The sequence below is a fragment of the Bacillus fungorum genome (assembly GCF_002746455.1).
Taxonomy (GTDB): Bacteria; Bacillota; Bacilli; order Bacillales; family Bacillaceae_G; genus Bacillus_A; species Bacillus_A fungorum.
The window spans coordinates 99033-115427 of sequence record NZ_NWUW01000003.1; the positions used below are offsets into that span (position 1 = coordinate 99033).

The window sequence follows — 16395 nt, forward strand, 5'->3', positions numbered from 1 at the left end:
AAACCGTGGGTTTCGTCCAAAAAACAATGGGGAACTCTTCCCTAAATCCTCGTTTTGGGCCTGTTTGGATTGGCGAAACCCGTGATATAGACTGCAAAAGAAGTGGGGATTAGAAAAGCTCAAAGTTTCGCAGAAAGATTATGTATTAAATTTGGAAAAGAGGTAACTGAATCAACAGCGATTGGTACGAATGAAGCATCACCAACTGAAATTGCAAGGGTTATATGCTGTATTTGATGATAGTGGAAATTATAAGAAATCATGCTTGAGGTGTTATAAAATTCTTAAGTTGATAGGTAGGGGCAGGCAATACCCCTTATATGGATAAAGCGTACAAAAGAGTGAGATAAGCGATTATAAAAGCAGTACCACCACTATAAAAGTGTCGGTACTGCTACATATAGTAACAAATTTTATCTTAGTTAAAATGCCCTTGCTACTTTAACAGCCTTTTCAAGACCTGTGGCAATAATTTCTTCTGCTTTATCTGGGAATTGGTTGTGACCTTCAATCACGACTTTCTCCATATCTTTTACACCGAAGAAGCCCATCATACTTGCTACATATTTAACGGCCATTTCCATTTCGCTTTTGGGATATGATTTTTGAAAAAGAGGTATGGTTTCAAGCGTTGCTGGCAGTTATTACAACAATTGGCTTTGGGGCGATTGTTACCTTTTTAGTTCTTTTCGGAAAACAGTAGGGGCTAAATCATATTTTCTTATTCTTTCTTATTAATGCAACTGTTGCAACTTTAATACGTCTTTTTACTGGAAAATGGTATGATAACAAAGGACCTTGGTCTATTATTATTGTCTCAGCTATACTAGGATTTTTTTCACTTATTGTGTTGTCTTATGCGGAAAGTGATGTATATCTTATTATAGCGGCAATTTTATTTGGCGCAGGTTATGGAACTGTAATGCCGTGCCTACAAACTTGGGCAGTTCAAAAGGTAAGTGAGGAGAAAAGTGGATCAGCAAATGCAACTTTCTTTTCAAGCTTTGACGCCGGCCTCTATATTAATAGGGGTCGACTGGTTTTTAATGATCGATTATTATTCTAGAAAATAATGATAATTATTGCTAGCTACAAGTAATCAAATTTTCATGTCTTTTTACAATTTCTGTATAAAGACATGAAACTCTAAACGTTTTAAACTAGGGGTAAGAAACTTTAAACTACTTAGCTTATAATAAAATATCCATGAAATTATTCTAAATAAATAGATTTATAGGGAATAAAATGTTCCATTTTAGTAATTATAAATCCCATTCACTTATACAAAAAACAAGAGGCTTCTTAATTGTAAGAAGCCTCTTGTTTTTAGCTTTAGACAAAGCAAATTTATATCAATTTTAAATAACTAACAAAATCATAGATATTAGAGAAATAGCATCTATATACTTATTAGTATGGGGATTTTTCCATTGGAAACCTAATATTTATTTTGCCAACTTTTCGATGATAGGAGCTTTAGCAGATAATTCATCATTTGATGGATTGCTCATAAAATCTGCACCATACATAGTAACGGTATCCCCAACTTGAATATTCCCAAGCACTTCAGAAGAAACAACAGCAGTAACGGTCAGCCCTTTAGTAGAAATTTGGATAGTGTCCTTTGTTTTATTGATTACATTTCCAGTGTGCATTTTATATTGGTTTTTTAACACGTTTTCTTCATTTTCTTTTTGAACAATTGCATATTTAGCAGTATCTGGTTCACCTGGTATTGAGCCTATAAAAACAGGAGCATAAATGGTAGCGGTATCCCCAATCTGAATATCTTTAAGTATCCCAGGGGAAGAAACGATAGCATATACACTTGAGTTTTCACCGGAAACCACCAATCCGTCTTCTGTTTTTTCAATTACTTTACCTGAACGTTTTTGGTGTTGATTCAGAGCATTTTGTTCTTTTTTATCGACTTCTGATATAGAATTCGATTTATCTACACTTGTATTAGGAGTCACTGTCTTACTTGCCAACTTTTCGATGATAGGAGCTTTAGCAGATAATTCACCAGTTGCCATATTACTTATAAAAAATGCCCCATAAATAGAAATAGTATCTCCAATATTTATATCTTGTAAGATTTCAGATGAAACGATAGCACTAACAGTCGAATCTTCATTAGAAATTTCAATAGCGTCATTTGATTTATTGATTACATTTCCAGTGTGCATTTTATATTGTTTTTTTAGCACGTTGTCTTCATTTTCTTTTTGAACAATTGTATATTTAGCTGTATCGGGTTGACCAAATACAAGACCATCTATAAAAATAGGTGCATAAATAGTAACGGTATCTCCAATTTGAATATCTTTAAGGATTTCAGGGGAAGTAACCATAGCATCTAAAATTGAATCTCCATCGGAAATAATTAAAGACTTTTCTGTTTTAGCAGTTACTTTACCAGAACGTTTTTTGTGTTGATTAAGTAGAGTTTGTTCTTTATTATTTTGTGTTGAAACAGCTGTCTCAGTAGTTAAAGATCGATTTTCTATTGAAATTAACTCAACTTCTTTACTATTGACATCCATATCTTTACTGCTGACTTTTTCTCTCAATACACCTTTTATTTCTTTAGAAAGCATATCAGTTTTAGCAGTAAGTTGAACAGCTTCAACACGTGTTATCACTCTATTTGGTTGCCAACCATTATCAGTACCCGCGGAAATTTTTAAGTCAATTAAAATATTGGCATATTTTTCTCCCCAATGTCCTTTTAAATCCTCAAATTTACTTTGGCCATTATCATGTGCTGTACTTTGCAGTTTATAAGCATTTACTAGCATGGTCGCCATAGCAGCACGTGTAACTTTTCCAGTTGGATTGAAGATTCCATTTCCTTCGCCTTTAATGATGCCAGCTTTTTCAGCTGCAGCAATATAGGGAGTAGCCCAGTGGTCTTGGGTATCTGTAAAAGAAGGTTTGGCTTTTGTATCAATTTTTATTCCTAAGGCTTTTGTTATAATTGTTGCGGCGGAAGCTCGATCTAACATAGCGTTTGAGCCAAAGGTACCATCTGATACACCTGATATAGCTTGTTTTTCTAATAAATAATTAACAGATCGCTCTGCCCACTTTGGAACATCAGGAAATTTGTGAGTATCCGCTAAAATATTAGAAGAATAAGATAATATAGCTCCCGCAAGGATACCTGTTGTGATTAATTTGCGTTTCATAAAAATATACACCTCTACCAATCTATTGTATTACCAAATTGAGATTTTTTATTTTTATATTTATATATTTGTGATGATGTTGCCATCTATCCAATTTGGTGTAACGATTATAGTTACTTATATGCATGAGTGTCAATGAATAAATTTTACATAAATGTTTAATATTAACATAATAAAATTAATTCAAATTAATTTTATTTACTAAAACTTAATAATGTGTTGACTTATTAATGTATACTTAACTATAATTAATAAAGGTTAATTGATATTGATTTTCAAGTTTGTTTACTAGTTTAACAAGTATACAAAAGCTAATATGAATTTAATTAAAAAAGTCTCTTTCACTACTCATAATCGTTTAGATTTAAATGACATATAATTATGAGACAAGTTTTTTACTTTTTTAAATATAGTTATGTATACAAAAAAGTTAGAGAATTATTTTCTCTAACTTTTATGCGCTAGTACTTAAAATTAAAAAGATGGTGGGGTTACTCCAAATATAACAGTGACTTTGTGTAAAGAAGTGTTTTCCCATTTATGTTTTGCGTATGGTGGGATTTTAACACTATCACCTGGATTAAGAAGTAAAACCTCATCATTTAGATATAGTTTTACTTGTCCTTCCATAACAAATGCTATTTCTTCACCTTTATGTGCCATAGGCTCCATAGAAGAAGCGGTTTGAGGTAACAGATTCATTAAAGCTAATTCCAGTGATCCATCTAAATTAGGTGATAATAACTCATACGAAACATTGCCGCTTTCAGGGAAAGTTATTTTTTTTCTTTGATTAGCTCTTACAACTAATTCTTCTGTATTGGTATCTTCTAAGAAAAAATTAAATAAAGCAATATTTAATGCTCCAGAAATTAGTCTTAGTGTTTGTAAGGATGGATTCGTGATTCCTTTCTCAATCTGACTTAACATGGAAGGTGTTATATCAGCTAATTCAGCTAACCGTTTACTAGTTAATCCGGCACCTTTTCTAAATACCATAATTTTTTCACCGATATTAATATTGTTCATATGCGTAATCCCCTTTAAATAAGTAAATAAAATTAAAATTAATTTTATTCACTGATACTAAACATGTTGTTAATATATACTTAATTATAATAAAGTATGATTAATTTTCAAGCACCTGCATAGTTGTGAGAATAGTAAATAAGACGAGAAATGATTGATACTTATTCTTCCATGTGAACTATTAAGTATGATGACCTGATTATATGATTGAATTTCTGTATAAGATTTTGGGATTGACAATAATGCAATAGCGGATGGACTGGCACTTGGAATAGCATCTGTGTTTGTAGGGAAAGCAATAGAACCATTTTTAAGTGGAGCATATACAGTTGGTGATAATCATTTATATAAGCTATTAAAAGAAATAGTAGGTAAAGAGGATATTTAGCTAGAACCATCAACATTAACAGGAATGATTAGACCTATTAAATTGCATAAAGGAGGGAAAGGCTATTTACAAAATAATGATTTAAAACATAAATTGAATCAAGGTACACAAATTGTATAGGGAACAGGAGGAAGTATGATTCCAAAAAAAGTAATGGAAGAATACTATCAAACAGATTCTCAGTTAATTAAAAAGAAGTTCTAATAAGTAAATGAAAACATATGAGTAAACACCAATGCTTTATTATAAAATTTTTTAGGAAGTGAAAACATTATGAAATCAGCTTTAACTAACATTATGATCTCCTTGATTCTTGCAGTAGGAGGGGTCATTTCGCTTTTGTTTACTTTAATGGGAGGTCAAGATTGGATCTGGGATTGGGTAGGGCTATTACTGGCATATCTATCTTTAGGCATTTTAATAGGCTTATATAATAAAACTGTGGATCACGAAACATTTCCTAGAATACTAAAAAGAATTTTGTTTATTTCCTTTAATGCTACAGTATTAGGAATAATAATAGGGATAACATGCCAACTATTAGGAAAGGCGAATCTTACTATAATGATGTATTATTGGTTGATAATGTTATTACTACATTTCATTACTATAATAACATTAGTTATCTTAGTATTTGTTCATCAAAATAGTCAAAATTACAACCTTCTATATACATTTATTGTAATCTTGAACATTTTCCTTACCCTGGGACCAGTATTATATCCTTTGGTTCTAATTATCATAGGAAATGGCATGAATGCTAGTGCAGGAAACTAATTTTTACCTATATAGATTATAAAAATAAGTAATCCAAAATTGAGATTGGTTAAGTTAAAGAACTTTATAAGCTAATAGGATAACATAACTAAACAACATAGAGTGGAATAATAGGATAGAAAGAAGATTAAAATATGAAAATTAAGCTTAAGAAAAAAAGAATTATAAGTGTAATGTTGGCTATTACATTAGTAGCAATAGGGTATTACATGTTTCAATCTATTACGAATCCTAAGCTGGTAAATGCGGAAGAAGTAAACAGTGTTCAACAAGTGAGCAGTCTACCTAAAAATGAATTAAAAAAATCGATACCTAATCGTTTTGATGGTAAAGAAAGAAAAGTTGCATATTTAACTTTTGATGATGGCCCAGGAAAATATACAGCTAACCTATTAGATGTATTAAAGAAAAACAATGTGAAAGCGACATTCTTTTTAATTGGCGATAATGTGAAAAGGTTCCCAGATTTAGTGAAACGAGAGCATGTAGAAAACCATTATGTGGGCATGCATAGTATGACACATGATTTTAAAAAGTTATACACCAATCAGGAATATGTTAAGGAAATGAAAGAGGATCAAACTTTAATTCGAAATGTTATTGGAAACACACCAAAATTAACACGTCCACCATATGGATCAATGCCTGGCTTAAATGAATCACTTCGAAATGAAGTAGTCGGAAACAATTTAAAAGTATGGGATTGGACAATTGATTCTCTAGATTGGAAATACAATAAATTACCCGTTGATGTAGCAGTCGCAAAAATTGTTCAAAATGTCTTAGCAGGTGCGACGTCTTCAAAAGAAATTGTTTTAATGCACGATATTCATCCACAATCTGTTGCGGCAGTTCCAGCAATTATAAAAGGATTAAAAGAAAAAGGGTATGAATTTGAAGCATATGATGAGAATAATCATTTTCCAATAAACTTCTGGCATGATAAACAAATATAAAAAGTAATTATGAGTTAAATGAATGGAATAGGAAATTGATATAGGGTTTAAAAATATATGTAAGAGCGCGTTGACCTAAATATATAACAACACGCTCTTTTAACCATTTATTTTTTTTATTTAAATTTAAGTATAGTATTTTTCAATGTATAAAAATAATTAAATGTCTTTTATTTTTATACTTTCTATTACCTAATTACTATATAACAATGAGGTGGATTTAATTGTCGTTTTTAAAAAACAGTAAAATTGGCACAACACTAAACGTAATGGTAGTTATAGCAAGCGTCTCTTGTATCATATTATCTATACTAGGATTTTGGGGCCTTAAAAAGGGGGAGCATGCTTCTACTACTATGTATGAAGATAGTTTATTGCCAATTCAGTGGATAGGAGCTATAGAGTCTAATTTTTATCTTATTAATATGAATGTAAAGGAAACGATCCTATCAAAAGATGAAAAACGAATAAAAGAACTTTTAACAGAAATAGATGTAGCTCGTGCAGAAACTGATCAGTTATTAAAGAAGTTTGAGACAAGAGTTAGTTCTAATAGAGAAAAGGAATTGTATAACACATTTTATACAATATTCAAAGACTTAAGAACACAACTGAAAAAAGTGCAAGATTTGGGACAATCTAATAATGAAGAAGCATATGCTTATTACCTAAAAGAGGTTGATCCTAATATGAAAAAGTCAATTCAGGCAATTCGCGAACTTATCCAATTTAATAATAATAATGCAGATCAGTTACAAAAAAATAATACTGACAGTGCAACAAATACCATGATGCTGTTTGTTAGTATCTCCATTATAGCAATTGCAATTGTTGTTTTTATTGGCTATATCATTAAAAGTGCGATTAAACAACCAATTGTATTATTAGAAAAAGATATGGAGCGAGTATCTGAAGGTGACTTAACAATACGTACTTCTTATAAATCAAATAATGAATTGGGAAGCATTGTGAAGTCTTTTAATAGTATGCTGGATAACTTGCAACAATTAATCGGAGAAGTAAAAAACACAACACAAGAGGTTATTTCTTCTACCAACGGAATGTTGCAAGATACTAAACGAGCATCCCATATTTCAAGAGAAGTTGTTCAAATAATATTTGAAGTTGATAAAAAAATAGAAGGACAAGTTACAAGTATTCAAGAAAGTTCATCATCAATGGAAGAAATTGCGACTGGAGTTCAAACCGTAGCTGAATCTTCAGCAACGGTTACAGAAGTGGCTGTCACAACAGCAGAACAAGTCAATTCTGGTAGTAAAGTGATAAAACATTCTATACTTCAAATGAATAGTATTCATGAAGTTGTTGAAGAAACTTCTAAAGTAATTGAGAGGCTTGTTACACGTACGCAACAAATAGATAAAGCTCTGGATGCAATCACCAATATTGCAGAACAAACAAATCTTCTTGCCTTGAACGCCTCAATTGAAGCTGCACGTGCTGGAGAAAACGGAAAAGGATTTGCGGTAGTGGCAGCGGAAGTAGGAAATTTAGCTGAGCAGTCTAAAACATCGGCATATGAAATCAATCATTTAATACAAGCCATTCAACAAGATACAAAAGATACAGTTGATGCAATGCAAAAAGGCCAACAAAAAGCTTCAGAAGGAAAAGAAACAGCTAATAAAGCAGATCAAGCATTCACATCTATTATGTCGGCTATTAATAAAATCACTAGTCAAATTCAAGAAGTATCTGCAGCGACAGAAGAAATGTCTGCGGGTACAGAAGAAGTCAATGCCTCTATGTCCAGTGTTTCTGAAACTGCAACGCAAGTAGCTAAGGAAACAACTCAAACTGTACAGTCTATCCAATCACAAGCAGCATCAATCGAGGAAATATCGAATCAATCTAACAAAATAAAAGAAAAAGTAGAAGCATTGTCAGCATTAGTTTCAAAATTTACTATCGAGAAGCAAGACAAAGAGCAATCAAATATAATGTAAGAATAATAAAAAATTTCTATTAAAACAAGGCAATTTTCAAGTCTGATTAACAGTTAAATTTAAATAGTTAATTATATTGTTGGATTTCCCACTGGGAGTTATTAATAGAAATAACTATCTTTTAATCAAAAGACATTTACTTATGATTTAGAGTAAGTAAATGTCTTTTTAATATAATACCGGAACCCTTATATTTATATGTAAATATTTATTAATGTAATAATATTAAATTTTACAGAAGCTATTGTTTATAAAATAGTATCCACTTTCTTGTCTAAAAAGCTCCCATGTTCATGCCTTTATACAACAACAAATGCACAGAGTGTGAAGTTAAAATTTAATTCTATATTAGTAACAAAAAATATTTATGAAAGATCTGCTTTCTTGTCTCATTAGGAGAACATGATAGTCTAAATTTATGTTAATGGGCATAGGAAAGGATTCTACAAACATTAAATACGATTGACAACACGAGATTACAAGTGTAATATTAAGTTGTAGATTACAAACGTAATACTGGGAGGTGTAATTTTAAACAATGAAAGAATTACCTAAAATTTCGGAAGCTGAACTAGAAGTAATGAAAGTACTGTGGTCAAAATCTCCACAAACGGCAAATGAAGTGATCGAAGCGTTGGAGGTGAGAATGGATTGGAAACCCAAAACGATTCGAACGCTGATTAATCGATTAGTCCACAAAGAAGCAGTGGCTTACCATCAAGATAAAGGGCGTTTGTACTGTTATTATCCTTTGGTATCGCAAGATAGTTATTTACAAGTAGAAACAAAATCTTTACTTAAACGTTTCTATGGTGCAGCATTTAAGCCCTTGCTAGTAAATTTCCTGAAAGAAGAAAAACTGTCTTCAGAAGACATTAACGAACTTAAACGTATCCTGGATGAGAAAACTGAGGAAAATCAGAGGAAGGATAGATCATAATGATAGAAATGTTTATTAATGTCTATCTGCCTCATTTTTTCGATTGGTTGATAGAGACCTCTATTATGGCTAGTATATTAGTGGGCCTAATCTTATGTATCAAGGTCTTGTTTAGAAATAAGTTAACTCCACGCTGGCAATACATGCTATGGATTATATTAATAATAAGACTTGTATTACCTTGGTCGCCAGATAGTTCCTATAGTATCTATTCTGTTTTTACTTACAAGAATAATGATGCATTCATTACTAGCCGAACCCCTGTAGCTATTTTTCTTTCAAAAGAACACATGCAAGAATTGAAAGGTACAGACGATACAAAGGTTCCCACAAAAGAAGATACTTATACCTCAAGTTCAACACAAAATGATCAGGCAAACCAGACACAAACACACAATAATGAAAAGCAGGATGATGAGACGGTTCCATTCTATACAATCTGTATATACATTTGGCTTACAGGCGTTATTCTTCTAAGCTTTGCTACTTTTATAATGAACAGACGTTTACTACTTTACATAAAAAAACAACCTGATATTACAGATGAGAAGATTGTCCAGATTTTTGAAAAGTGTAAGCAATCTATGTCTATTCAACGGAATATCCCTCTATTTGTATCTGGAAAGGTTTCCAGTCCAACAGTGTTCGGATTTATTCGTCCCAAGTTGTTGTTGTCCAGTGTACATATGAAGATTTTAGATGAACAACAGTTACGATATATTTTTTATCATGAATTAGCTCACATTAAGCGAAGAGATGTCGGTGTGAACTGGCTTATGCATGGCTTACTCATTTTAAATTGGTTTAATCCCATTCTATGGTATGCCTACTCATGTATGCGGGAAGATCAAGAACTAGCATGCGATGCATTAGCTCTTACATGTATAAATTCAGAGGAACAAATTGCGTATGGACATACTATAATCAGCCTTTTGGAACATTACTCAGGCTATTATCAAGTACCGAGCTTAGCAAATTTTAGTAAAAACAAAAGAATGTTAAAAAGGAGAATTCTAATGATTAAAAAATTCCAAAAAAAATCATATCGTTGGTCTGCGATAGGGGCTGTGGCAGTGATTGCAGTATCATCTGTATCCTTATTAAACGCCCGTGCTGATCAGCCGACTAACCCTGAGAAACAACAATTAGAAGTGAAAAATAATATGAAAGAATTAAAAACACGAACAGATGCTCCTATACAGCGAATTGTAGAAAAAATGATTGGTACAAAAGAACAAGCAGAAGCAGAATTTTTTGTTTCCGAAGGAGACTATAATACTTTACTTACAGAGATTGGAGTGGCGAGGAATCTGTTTACGAAAGAAGAATTTGATCGATTCATTACATTGGAAACAGAAGCACATATTTTAGATAAAAAAGTAAGGCAAGTAGGAAGTCCTGAAAAGTTAGACCCAGAAGAGGAAAAAAAATATGAGAAAAACAGTGAAGAAATTGGACCATTTAGAGAGAAAATTCATTCGCATTTTAGATTAACTAAAAAGGAAGCACAGAAATATGTTGATTTTCCAATTAACACCCCAAGTTATGTGGTAAAAGGGTTTAAATTAACTGGAGAAGGTGTTAATACACCGATGACTACTGGAAAAATGAATCCCGATTTTATTTATGAATATCAAAATGAAAGTAAAGATAATGTATATATTGTGCACCAATCTGCAGTTACTGCTGAGGGAATAGAATTCTCGAATAAAAAAGCGGATTATAATGAAAAGGTAACAAATTATGAATTAGAAGGTACAAAAATAACCTTAGTTGAAAGTCTTGATACAGAGGAAACCTATAAAGTAATGCAAATGATTGTTCCTGCAAAAGGAAAGAATAGCGCTTTTCAAGTCTTTATTATTGCAGGTGATTTAAGTAAAGAAGAAACAGAGAAAGTTATGCTGTCCTTTCTAAAATAAAAATAGAGTCTCAGGATCCCGTTCTTGAGGCTATATTTTTTTAGCTTAAACGAAACCTATGAGTGGGAAGAGAAATTAGTATAGTCTATATAATGAGAAAGTAAAATGATATTTAGTTTTGCTAGCTTGATTGAGGTGGATAAAAAATAACAATTTAAAACATAAATTGAATCTAGGTAGGTATATTGCATGGAGAACAGGAGGGAGTATGATTCAAAAAGAAGTAATGGAAGAATACTAGCAAATGGTGATTTATTTTACCGCTATCACCTGGATTGAGAAGTAAAACCTCATCATTTAGATATAGTTTTACTTGAGATGAAGCGGTTTGAGGTAGCAGATTCATATTAAAGCCAATTCCAGTGATCCATCTAAATTAGGAGAGAATAACTCATACGAAACATTACAGCTTTCAGGGAAAGTTATTTTTTTCTATGATCCGCTCTTACAACTAATTCTTCTGTATTAGTATCTTCCAAGAAAAAATTAAATAAAGGAATAGTTAATGCTACAGAAATTAACTTTAGTGTTTGTAAGGATGGATTCGTGATCCCTTTCTCAATCTTACTTAACATGGAAGGGGTTATATCAGCCATTTCAGCTAAACGTTTACTAGTTAATCCTGCACCTTTTCGAAATGCCATAATTTTTTGAACAACATTAAAATTGTGCATATAAATAATCTCCCTTAAATGAGTGGTGTATATTAAATTAAAGTTAATTTCATTTACTTATACTTAATAAAATGTTAATATATATTTAATTAAAATAAATTATGATTAATTTTCAAACTGTCAACTGATGCAGAACGTGGGAAAAGAATCTACTTAGAAGTAAAGAGATTACTGTTATTGAATATACAACAGACTATAGTAAAGCAGTAGAAAAAGAAGAATACAAGCTAATAATGTATTCTTAAGTTTTTAAAGGACGTGAAATGAACATGAAACCAGTTTTAAAAAATATAATTATTTCCCTTGTTTTTTCAATAGTAGGGTTGTGTTGGGCGCTGTTTGACTTCTTTATGTTAGATGCAGACTGGCTATTAATTTGGATAGGTGTATTATTGGCATATCTATCGTTGTATATTGTGATAGGTCTATATAGTAGAAAAACGTGCGACTCAAAATTGGCTAAAGTGCTTCTAAAAACAATCATTACAACCTTTAGTTTTGGAGTATTAGGTATATCATTCGGAGTTGTACACGAGATATTAGGACCATTGAGTCTTACTTTAATGACATGGTATTGGTTTATAATGCTATTTTTATATTTAATACCCATAATATTATTAGTGATTTTAGTATTGGTAAATAGTAAAAATCATAATTTCCCTTGGGGATATAGTATACTTATACTTCTAAATATACTTCTTACGTTATGGCCGTTATTATGGCCGTTATTTATTAATTTTATGGGATCTGCTATGAATGCAAGTGCAGGATGGTAGCAGCTCACAGATTATAAAAGGATTAAAAGAACAAGGTTATGAATTTGAAGCTTATAACCGAATATAAAAAGTATGGATATGTTAAATGAATGGAATAAGAAATTCATATAGGGTTTAGAGCGTGTTTAGCTAAATATATAACAACACGCTCTTTTAACTGGCTATTTTTTATTATTTAAATTTTTTAAAATAATATTGATTAAATGATAAAGAGAGTTTTGCTCTCTTTTTTTGCATTTCAGCAAAACCTAATTAAATGTGAAGTGAAAAATTCATTTGGAATTTATATTAGTAATGAAAGATATTCATGAAGTATCTACTTTCGTGTCTAAAAATTATCCACTTTCATGTCTTTCTACAACAGCAAATGTAGAAAGACATGAAAGTCTGAACTTTTTGTACCTAGGACAAGAAAATCTAAACTACTTAGCCAGTAATAATGCAATAAGAAGAAAGTTAACTTTCTTCTTATTAGGTTTCTCAAGTAGAATTGTTACATTTTTTATTCGAAAATATGATAAATCTCTAAAATGTTGGTGATACCTCTAATGTAAAAACTTCTATTTAAAAAGCCATAGGTTCTTTACCTTTATGACAATGTTAGAACTAAAGAAAAACAAGTTTTATAAAATAATGAAGGAATATGAAAAAGCAAAGTAGCATCTCTCCTATAGGAAATGCTACTTTGCCCCCGGTTGTAAGAACACTCGTACTCTCCCCTTGTAGCTCATCAGACACTGAAACAGACAGACAAAAAACGCCATTCTTTCCTATAATTCTACAGAAAGAACAACGTGTTTTTTCGTTTTATGGATACAATTTTACTTTAGCTTTATGCTGAGAGGATACTCCCCCTAAATGTTTGCCATGATTCATGTTTGGATGAATGCTTACTTCTGTTTAATGGGCAGTGCATAATAGCCAAAAGCCAAATCGAGCAAGGCACTCGCTTCTTGACGTAGTAACAGATCCTTCGGACGGAAGGTAAAAGATCCGTCAACGTTGATGGTAGTATCAGGGTCTACGATTCCTTGTGAGGCAAGGGATTGAATGGACTGGACTGCCCAGGCATCCGCAGTGTCCAGCAATTTCACATGATTGGCTTGGTCAGGTTGAATCTGCTTCAAGTTTTGAATCATGGTTGCTGCAACTTGTCTGCTAATCGGAGTCGCACGGTCATATCCTGGTACGCCTGCTATAAATTGCTTCTTAATCCCTTCGGCTTGACCCGGGAAAATGCTCCATCCATGTGCCAACAACAAGGCATCAGTAAATTCTCCTTGTGTCATCGTGTCCATCGGATCGAATAGATTATCCGCTTTAGCATCCATGATGTTTAAAGCATGAAGATTGTCGATATGGCTTCTATAGTTACTCTTTTGCGGGACGTCTGCAAAAGGTGGTTTGATATTGATTTTCTGAGATTGAGCAACAATGCCTAGGCCTTTAGGACTTGTGTAATAAAAATATGCGATTTCTCCGGTCGCATTTTTTTGGAAAGCAATCTTATTTCCTTCCGAATCTTCAAATAACAACGGGTGAATCATTTTTAGGACTTGTTTGCCAGCTGTTTCATCTTCCATGACCAACGCTCCATTCTCATAGGTAAAGTGGGTACGAATCGCAAACGCACGTGTGTTTTGGTACAAGCCCAAGTATTTTTGTGCTTCTTTTCCCTCTAACGGGAGATACACTGTTTTCTCCGCCTTGGGAGCAGGGAAATAGTGATCCATGAACGCTTCGTACACTTCTCGACTCATCATGGAATCGTTATTGTAAGACATGAAGAATGCGGTTTTCTGTTCAGGTACCAAAACCATCAATGAAGAATGTCCAGGCATATTCCCACCTTTTAATACGACATGTTGACCATTGGCAAGGTCATTGAAATATGTTTCAAATCCAACTGTCGCAATAGGAATGGTCTTATCTGCGAAAACTTGGTGGGCATGCATCATATCCATACTTTTTTTACTCACGATTTCTTTACCTTCAAACTTTCCATTTTGTAGCTGCATAATCATGTACTTTGACATATCTTCTCCAGTGGACAAAATACTTCCTTGTGGCCCATCAGTTGGAGCGTGCCCATTTGTTGGAATAGGATCGCCAGTGGGACCGTAATGTATAGCCATTCTCTTGAGAAGGTCAGGCGTAAAGCGTACACTGGTAGACTTCATGCCTAATGGTTTAAAAATATTCTTTTCCATATATCGTGAGAAAGATGTGCCCGTAACATTCTCCACTGCATGTCCTGCGAGTAAAAATGAGAAGTTGTCATACGTATAAGCTTCACCGGGTGGCCGTACCACCGTGGGCATATGTTCAGGTAGAAAGTCCTTAATAGATATATTTTTATTTACATATTCAGGCCCGATTAGCGTGGTGATATCGGGCAGGTCTACGCCGCTGGTATAGGTCAGCATATCAAACAGTGTGAGGGGTTTTCCTGTTTTATTGGGTATTTTCAATCCGCCGAGATACTGTTGTACATCTTGATCTAGTTTAAGCTTTCCTTTATCGACTTGTTGCATCACGGCCAAGGCGGTAAAAGTTTTCGAGACTGAAGCGATTTGGAAGACGGTATCCTTGTTGACAGGGGTCTTCTTTTCTTTATTTGCATAACCATACCCTTTATTGACAACGACTTTTCCATCATGGACGACGACAAAACTTGAACCGTTCACATTGTACTTTTTCATTTTTTCTGCAAATAACGAATCGGCAAAAGATTCCACCTCTTTTTTGTTATTAGCGTATTTTTCCATTCGTGTATCAGTTTTGGAAATTGGTGGCGTTGACTCTTTCACCCCTCCTGGTTGTTGGGCACACGCAGAAATCATGCTAGTAGAAATGAGCAGAAGTGCGAGGCTTATTTTATTCATTGCTTTTTTCATTTTCGAACGCTCCTTTGTTTGACTAAAATTTTCTTGTCAGCACAACGAGTTGTCAGCTCATTAGTGTATGAACTGAGTGTAGCAAGCGGCAAGTCATAGTAGCTAGTGACCTTTCGTCATCTTCATGCATGACGTAAAAAACAGAGCGTAGTACGGCTAGATTTATAGCCACGACTTACAAATCATGACACTTTGACACTACCGTATGTGACAGACAAAAAGTTAGAATCGAAGGGCGGCTCATAGCGTATTAGCAAAGAAAAGAAAGGGGAGGAGAGAATCTAATGACAAAAGAATCAGTTCAAAAAAGCTTGCAAGATTTCTACTTTTGGTTGTTTACCTTCGGATCTGGCTTATTTTACTTTCTCTTCTATTTGGTCAGCATTACTTTTGCATTGGTGATGGGGATTATCTTCATAGGTATTCCTTTGTTGGCGAGTGTGTTGCGAACAACTCACACATTTGTCCAGTATGAACGCATTCAGACGAAGATTTATGTGGATATATCGATAGAGCCAATCTTGCCAAGGACAGAAAATGAAGGAGGTAAATGGATTAAAGCGAGAGAAGCAATTCTTAATAGTAGCAATTGGAGGGCCATTTTTTGGCTCATGCAGAAATTTTTTATTGGGGTGATTAGCCTCATATGTACCGTTATATTGTACGTAGCTCCGTTAGCATTTATCGTTACACCGTTACTTTTTCAATATCTTGAGATATACTTATTGGGAATCGCTGTAAATTCGTGGGGGAAGGCTGTATATGTTATGATCGCTGGGTGCATTCTCGCCTGGATACATACTCGTATTGGAAACAGTTTGGTTCAAATGGTTGGAATGTACACGCGTTCCATGTTCAAAGCTATTAAGGGGTGATAA

11 protein-coding genes and 3 pseudogenes are annotated in these 16395 nt (G+C 33.3%); 9 read left to right on the top strand and 5 right to left on the bottom strand.

Features of this window, described 5'->3' with window-relative positions:
• Window positions 1-102 precede the first annotated feature (102 nt).
• Window positions 103-237, top strand: coding sequence for a hypothetical protein (locus CO726_RS32320; protein ID WP_425427763.1), 135 nt, complete (start codon window positions 103-105; stop codon window positions 235-237).
• Window positions 238-422: 185 nt separating this feature from the next.
• Here the strand turns inward: CO726_RS32320 and CO726_RS05115 are convergent.
• Window positions 423-596, bottom strand: a pseudogene (locus CO726_RS05115) (FMN-dependent NADH-azoreductase); the annotation flags it as partial.
• Between CO726_RS05115 and CO726_RS05120 the strand changes: the two are divergent.
• Window positions 581-1027, top strand: a pseudogene (locus CO726_RS05120) (MFS transporter); the annotation flags it as partial. The pseudogenes CO726_RS05115 and CO726_RS05120 overlap by 16 nt on opposite strands.
• 418 nt (window positions 1028-1445) lie before the next feature.
• On the opposite strand, the gene CO726_RS05125 reads toward CO726_RS05120, so the two are convergent.
• Both CO726_RS05125 and CO726_RS05130 read right to left on the bottom strand, forming a co-directional pair.
• On the bottom strand, window positions 1446-3191 hold the full coding sequence (locus CO726_RS05125; protein WP_099683530.1) for an S-layer homology domain-containing protein: 1746 nt from the start codon (window positions 3189-3191) through the stop codon (window positions 1446-1448).
• A gap of 474 nt (window positions 3192-3665) precedes the next feature.
• Complete coding sequence (locus tag CO726_RS05130; protein ID WP_099683531.1) at window positions 3666-4220, bottom strand: helix-turn-helix domain-containing protein; 555 nt, start codon at window positions 4218-4220, stop codon at window positions 3666-3668.
• 661 nt (window positions 4221-4881) lie between these two features.
• Here CO726_RS05130 and CO726_RS05140 point away from each other — a divergent pair.
• The 5 genes from CO726_RS05140 to CO726_RS05160 all read left to right on the top strand — a co-directional run bounded on the left by CO726_RS05140 (window position 4882) and on the right by CO726_RS05160 (window position 11170).
• A complete protein-coding gene (locus tag CO726_RS05140) occupies window positions 4882-5385 on the top strand; it encodes a DUF3902 family protein (RefSeq protein ID WP_099683532.1) in 504 nt (167 codons plus the stop codon).
• Between the two features lie 134 nt (window positions 5386-5519).
• Entirely contained in the window at window positions 5520-6341 is an 822-nt protein-coding gene (locus tag CO726_RS05145; protein ID WP_099683533.1) for a peptidoglycan-N-acetylglucosamine deacetylase, read from the top strand.
• 224 nt (window positions 6342-6565) lie between these two features.
• Window positions 6566-8308, top strand: coding sequence for a methyl-accepting chemotaxis protein (locus CO726_RS05150; RefSeq protein WP_099683534.1), 1743 nt, complete (start codon window positions 6566-6568; stop codon window positions 8306-8308).
• Window positions 8309-8846: 538 nt separating this feature from the next.
• Window positions 8847-9248: a BlaI/MecI/CopY family transcriptional regulator gene (locus CO726_RS05155; protein WP_099683535.1), complete on the top strand. Its 402-nt coding sequence runs from the start codon at window positions 8847-8849 to the stop codon at window positions 9246-9248.
• Window positions 9248-11170 (top strand): M56 family metallopeptidase, encoded by a 1923-nt coding sequence (locus CO726_RS05160; RefSeq protein WP_099683536.1) that lies wholly within the window; start codon window positions 9248-9250, stop codon window positions 11168-11170. Before CO726_RS05155 ends, CO726_RS05160 begins: the two co-directional genes overlap by 1 nt.
• Window positions 11171-11423: 253 nt before the next feature.
• On the opposite strand, the pseudogene CO726_RS32325 reads toward CO726_RS05160, so the two are convergent.
• Window positions 11424-11844: pseudogene (locus CO726_RS32325) on the bottom strand (helix-turn-helix domain-containing protein); the annotation flags it as partial.
• 269 nt (window positions 11845-12113) lie between these two features.
• Here CO726_RS32325 and CO726_RS05175 point away from each other — a divergent pair.
• Window positions 12114-12620 (top strand): DUF3902 family protein, encoded by a 507-nt coding sequence (locus tag CO726_RS05175; protein ID WP_136699389.1) that lies wholly within the window; start codon window positions 12114-12116, stop codon window positions 12618-12620.
• 890 nt (window positions 12621-13510) lie between these two features.
• On the opposite strand, the gene CO726_RS05185 is transcribed toward CO726_RS05175, so the two are convergent.
• Entirely contained in the window at window positions 13511-15517 is a 2007-nt protein-coding gene (locus tag CO726_RS05185) for a serine hydrolase domain-containing protein (protein WP_099683539.1), read from the bottom strand.
• Between the two features lie 284 nt (window positions 15518-15801).
• On the opposite strand from CO726_RS05185, the gene CO726_RS05190 reads away from it, so the two are divergent.
• The gene (locus CO726_RS05190) at window positions 15802-16392 is read left to right on the top strand and encodes a sensor domain-containing protein (RefSeq protein ID WP_099683540.1); all 591 of its coding nucleotides are present in this window, start codon (window positions 15802-15804) and stop codon (window positions 16390-16392) included.
• The last annotated feature ends 3 nt before the right edge of the window (window positions 16393-16395 follow it).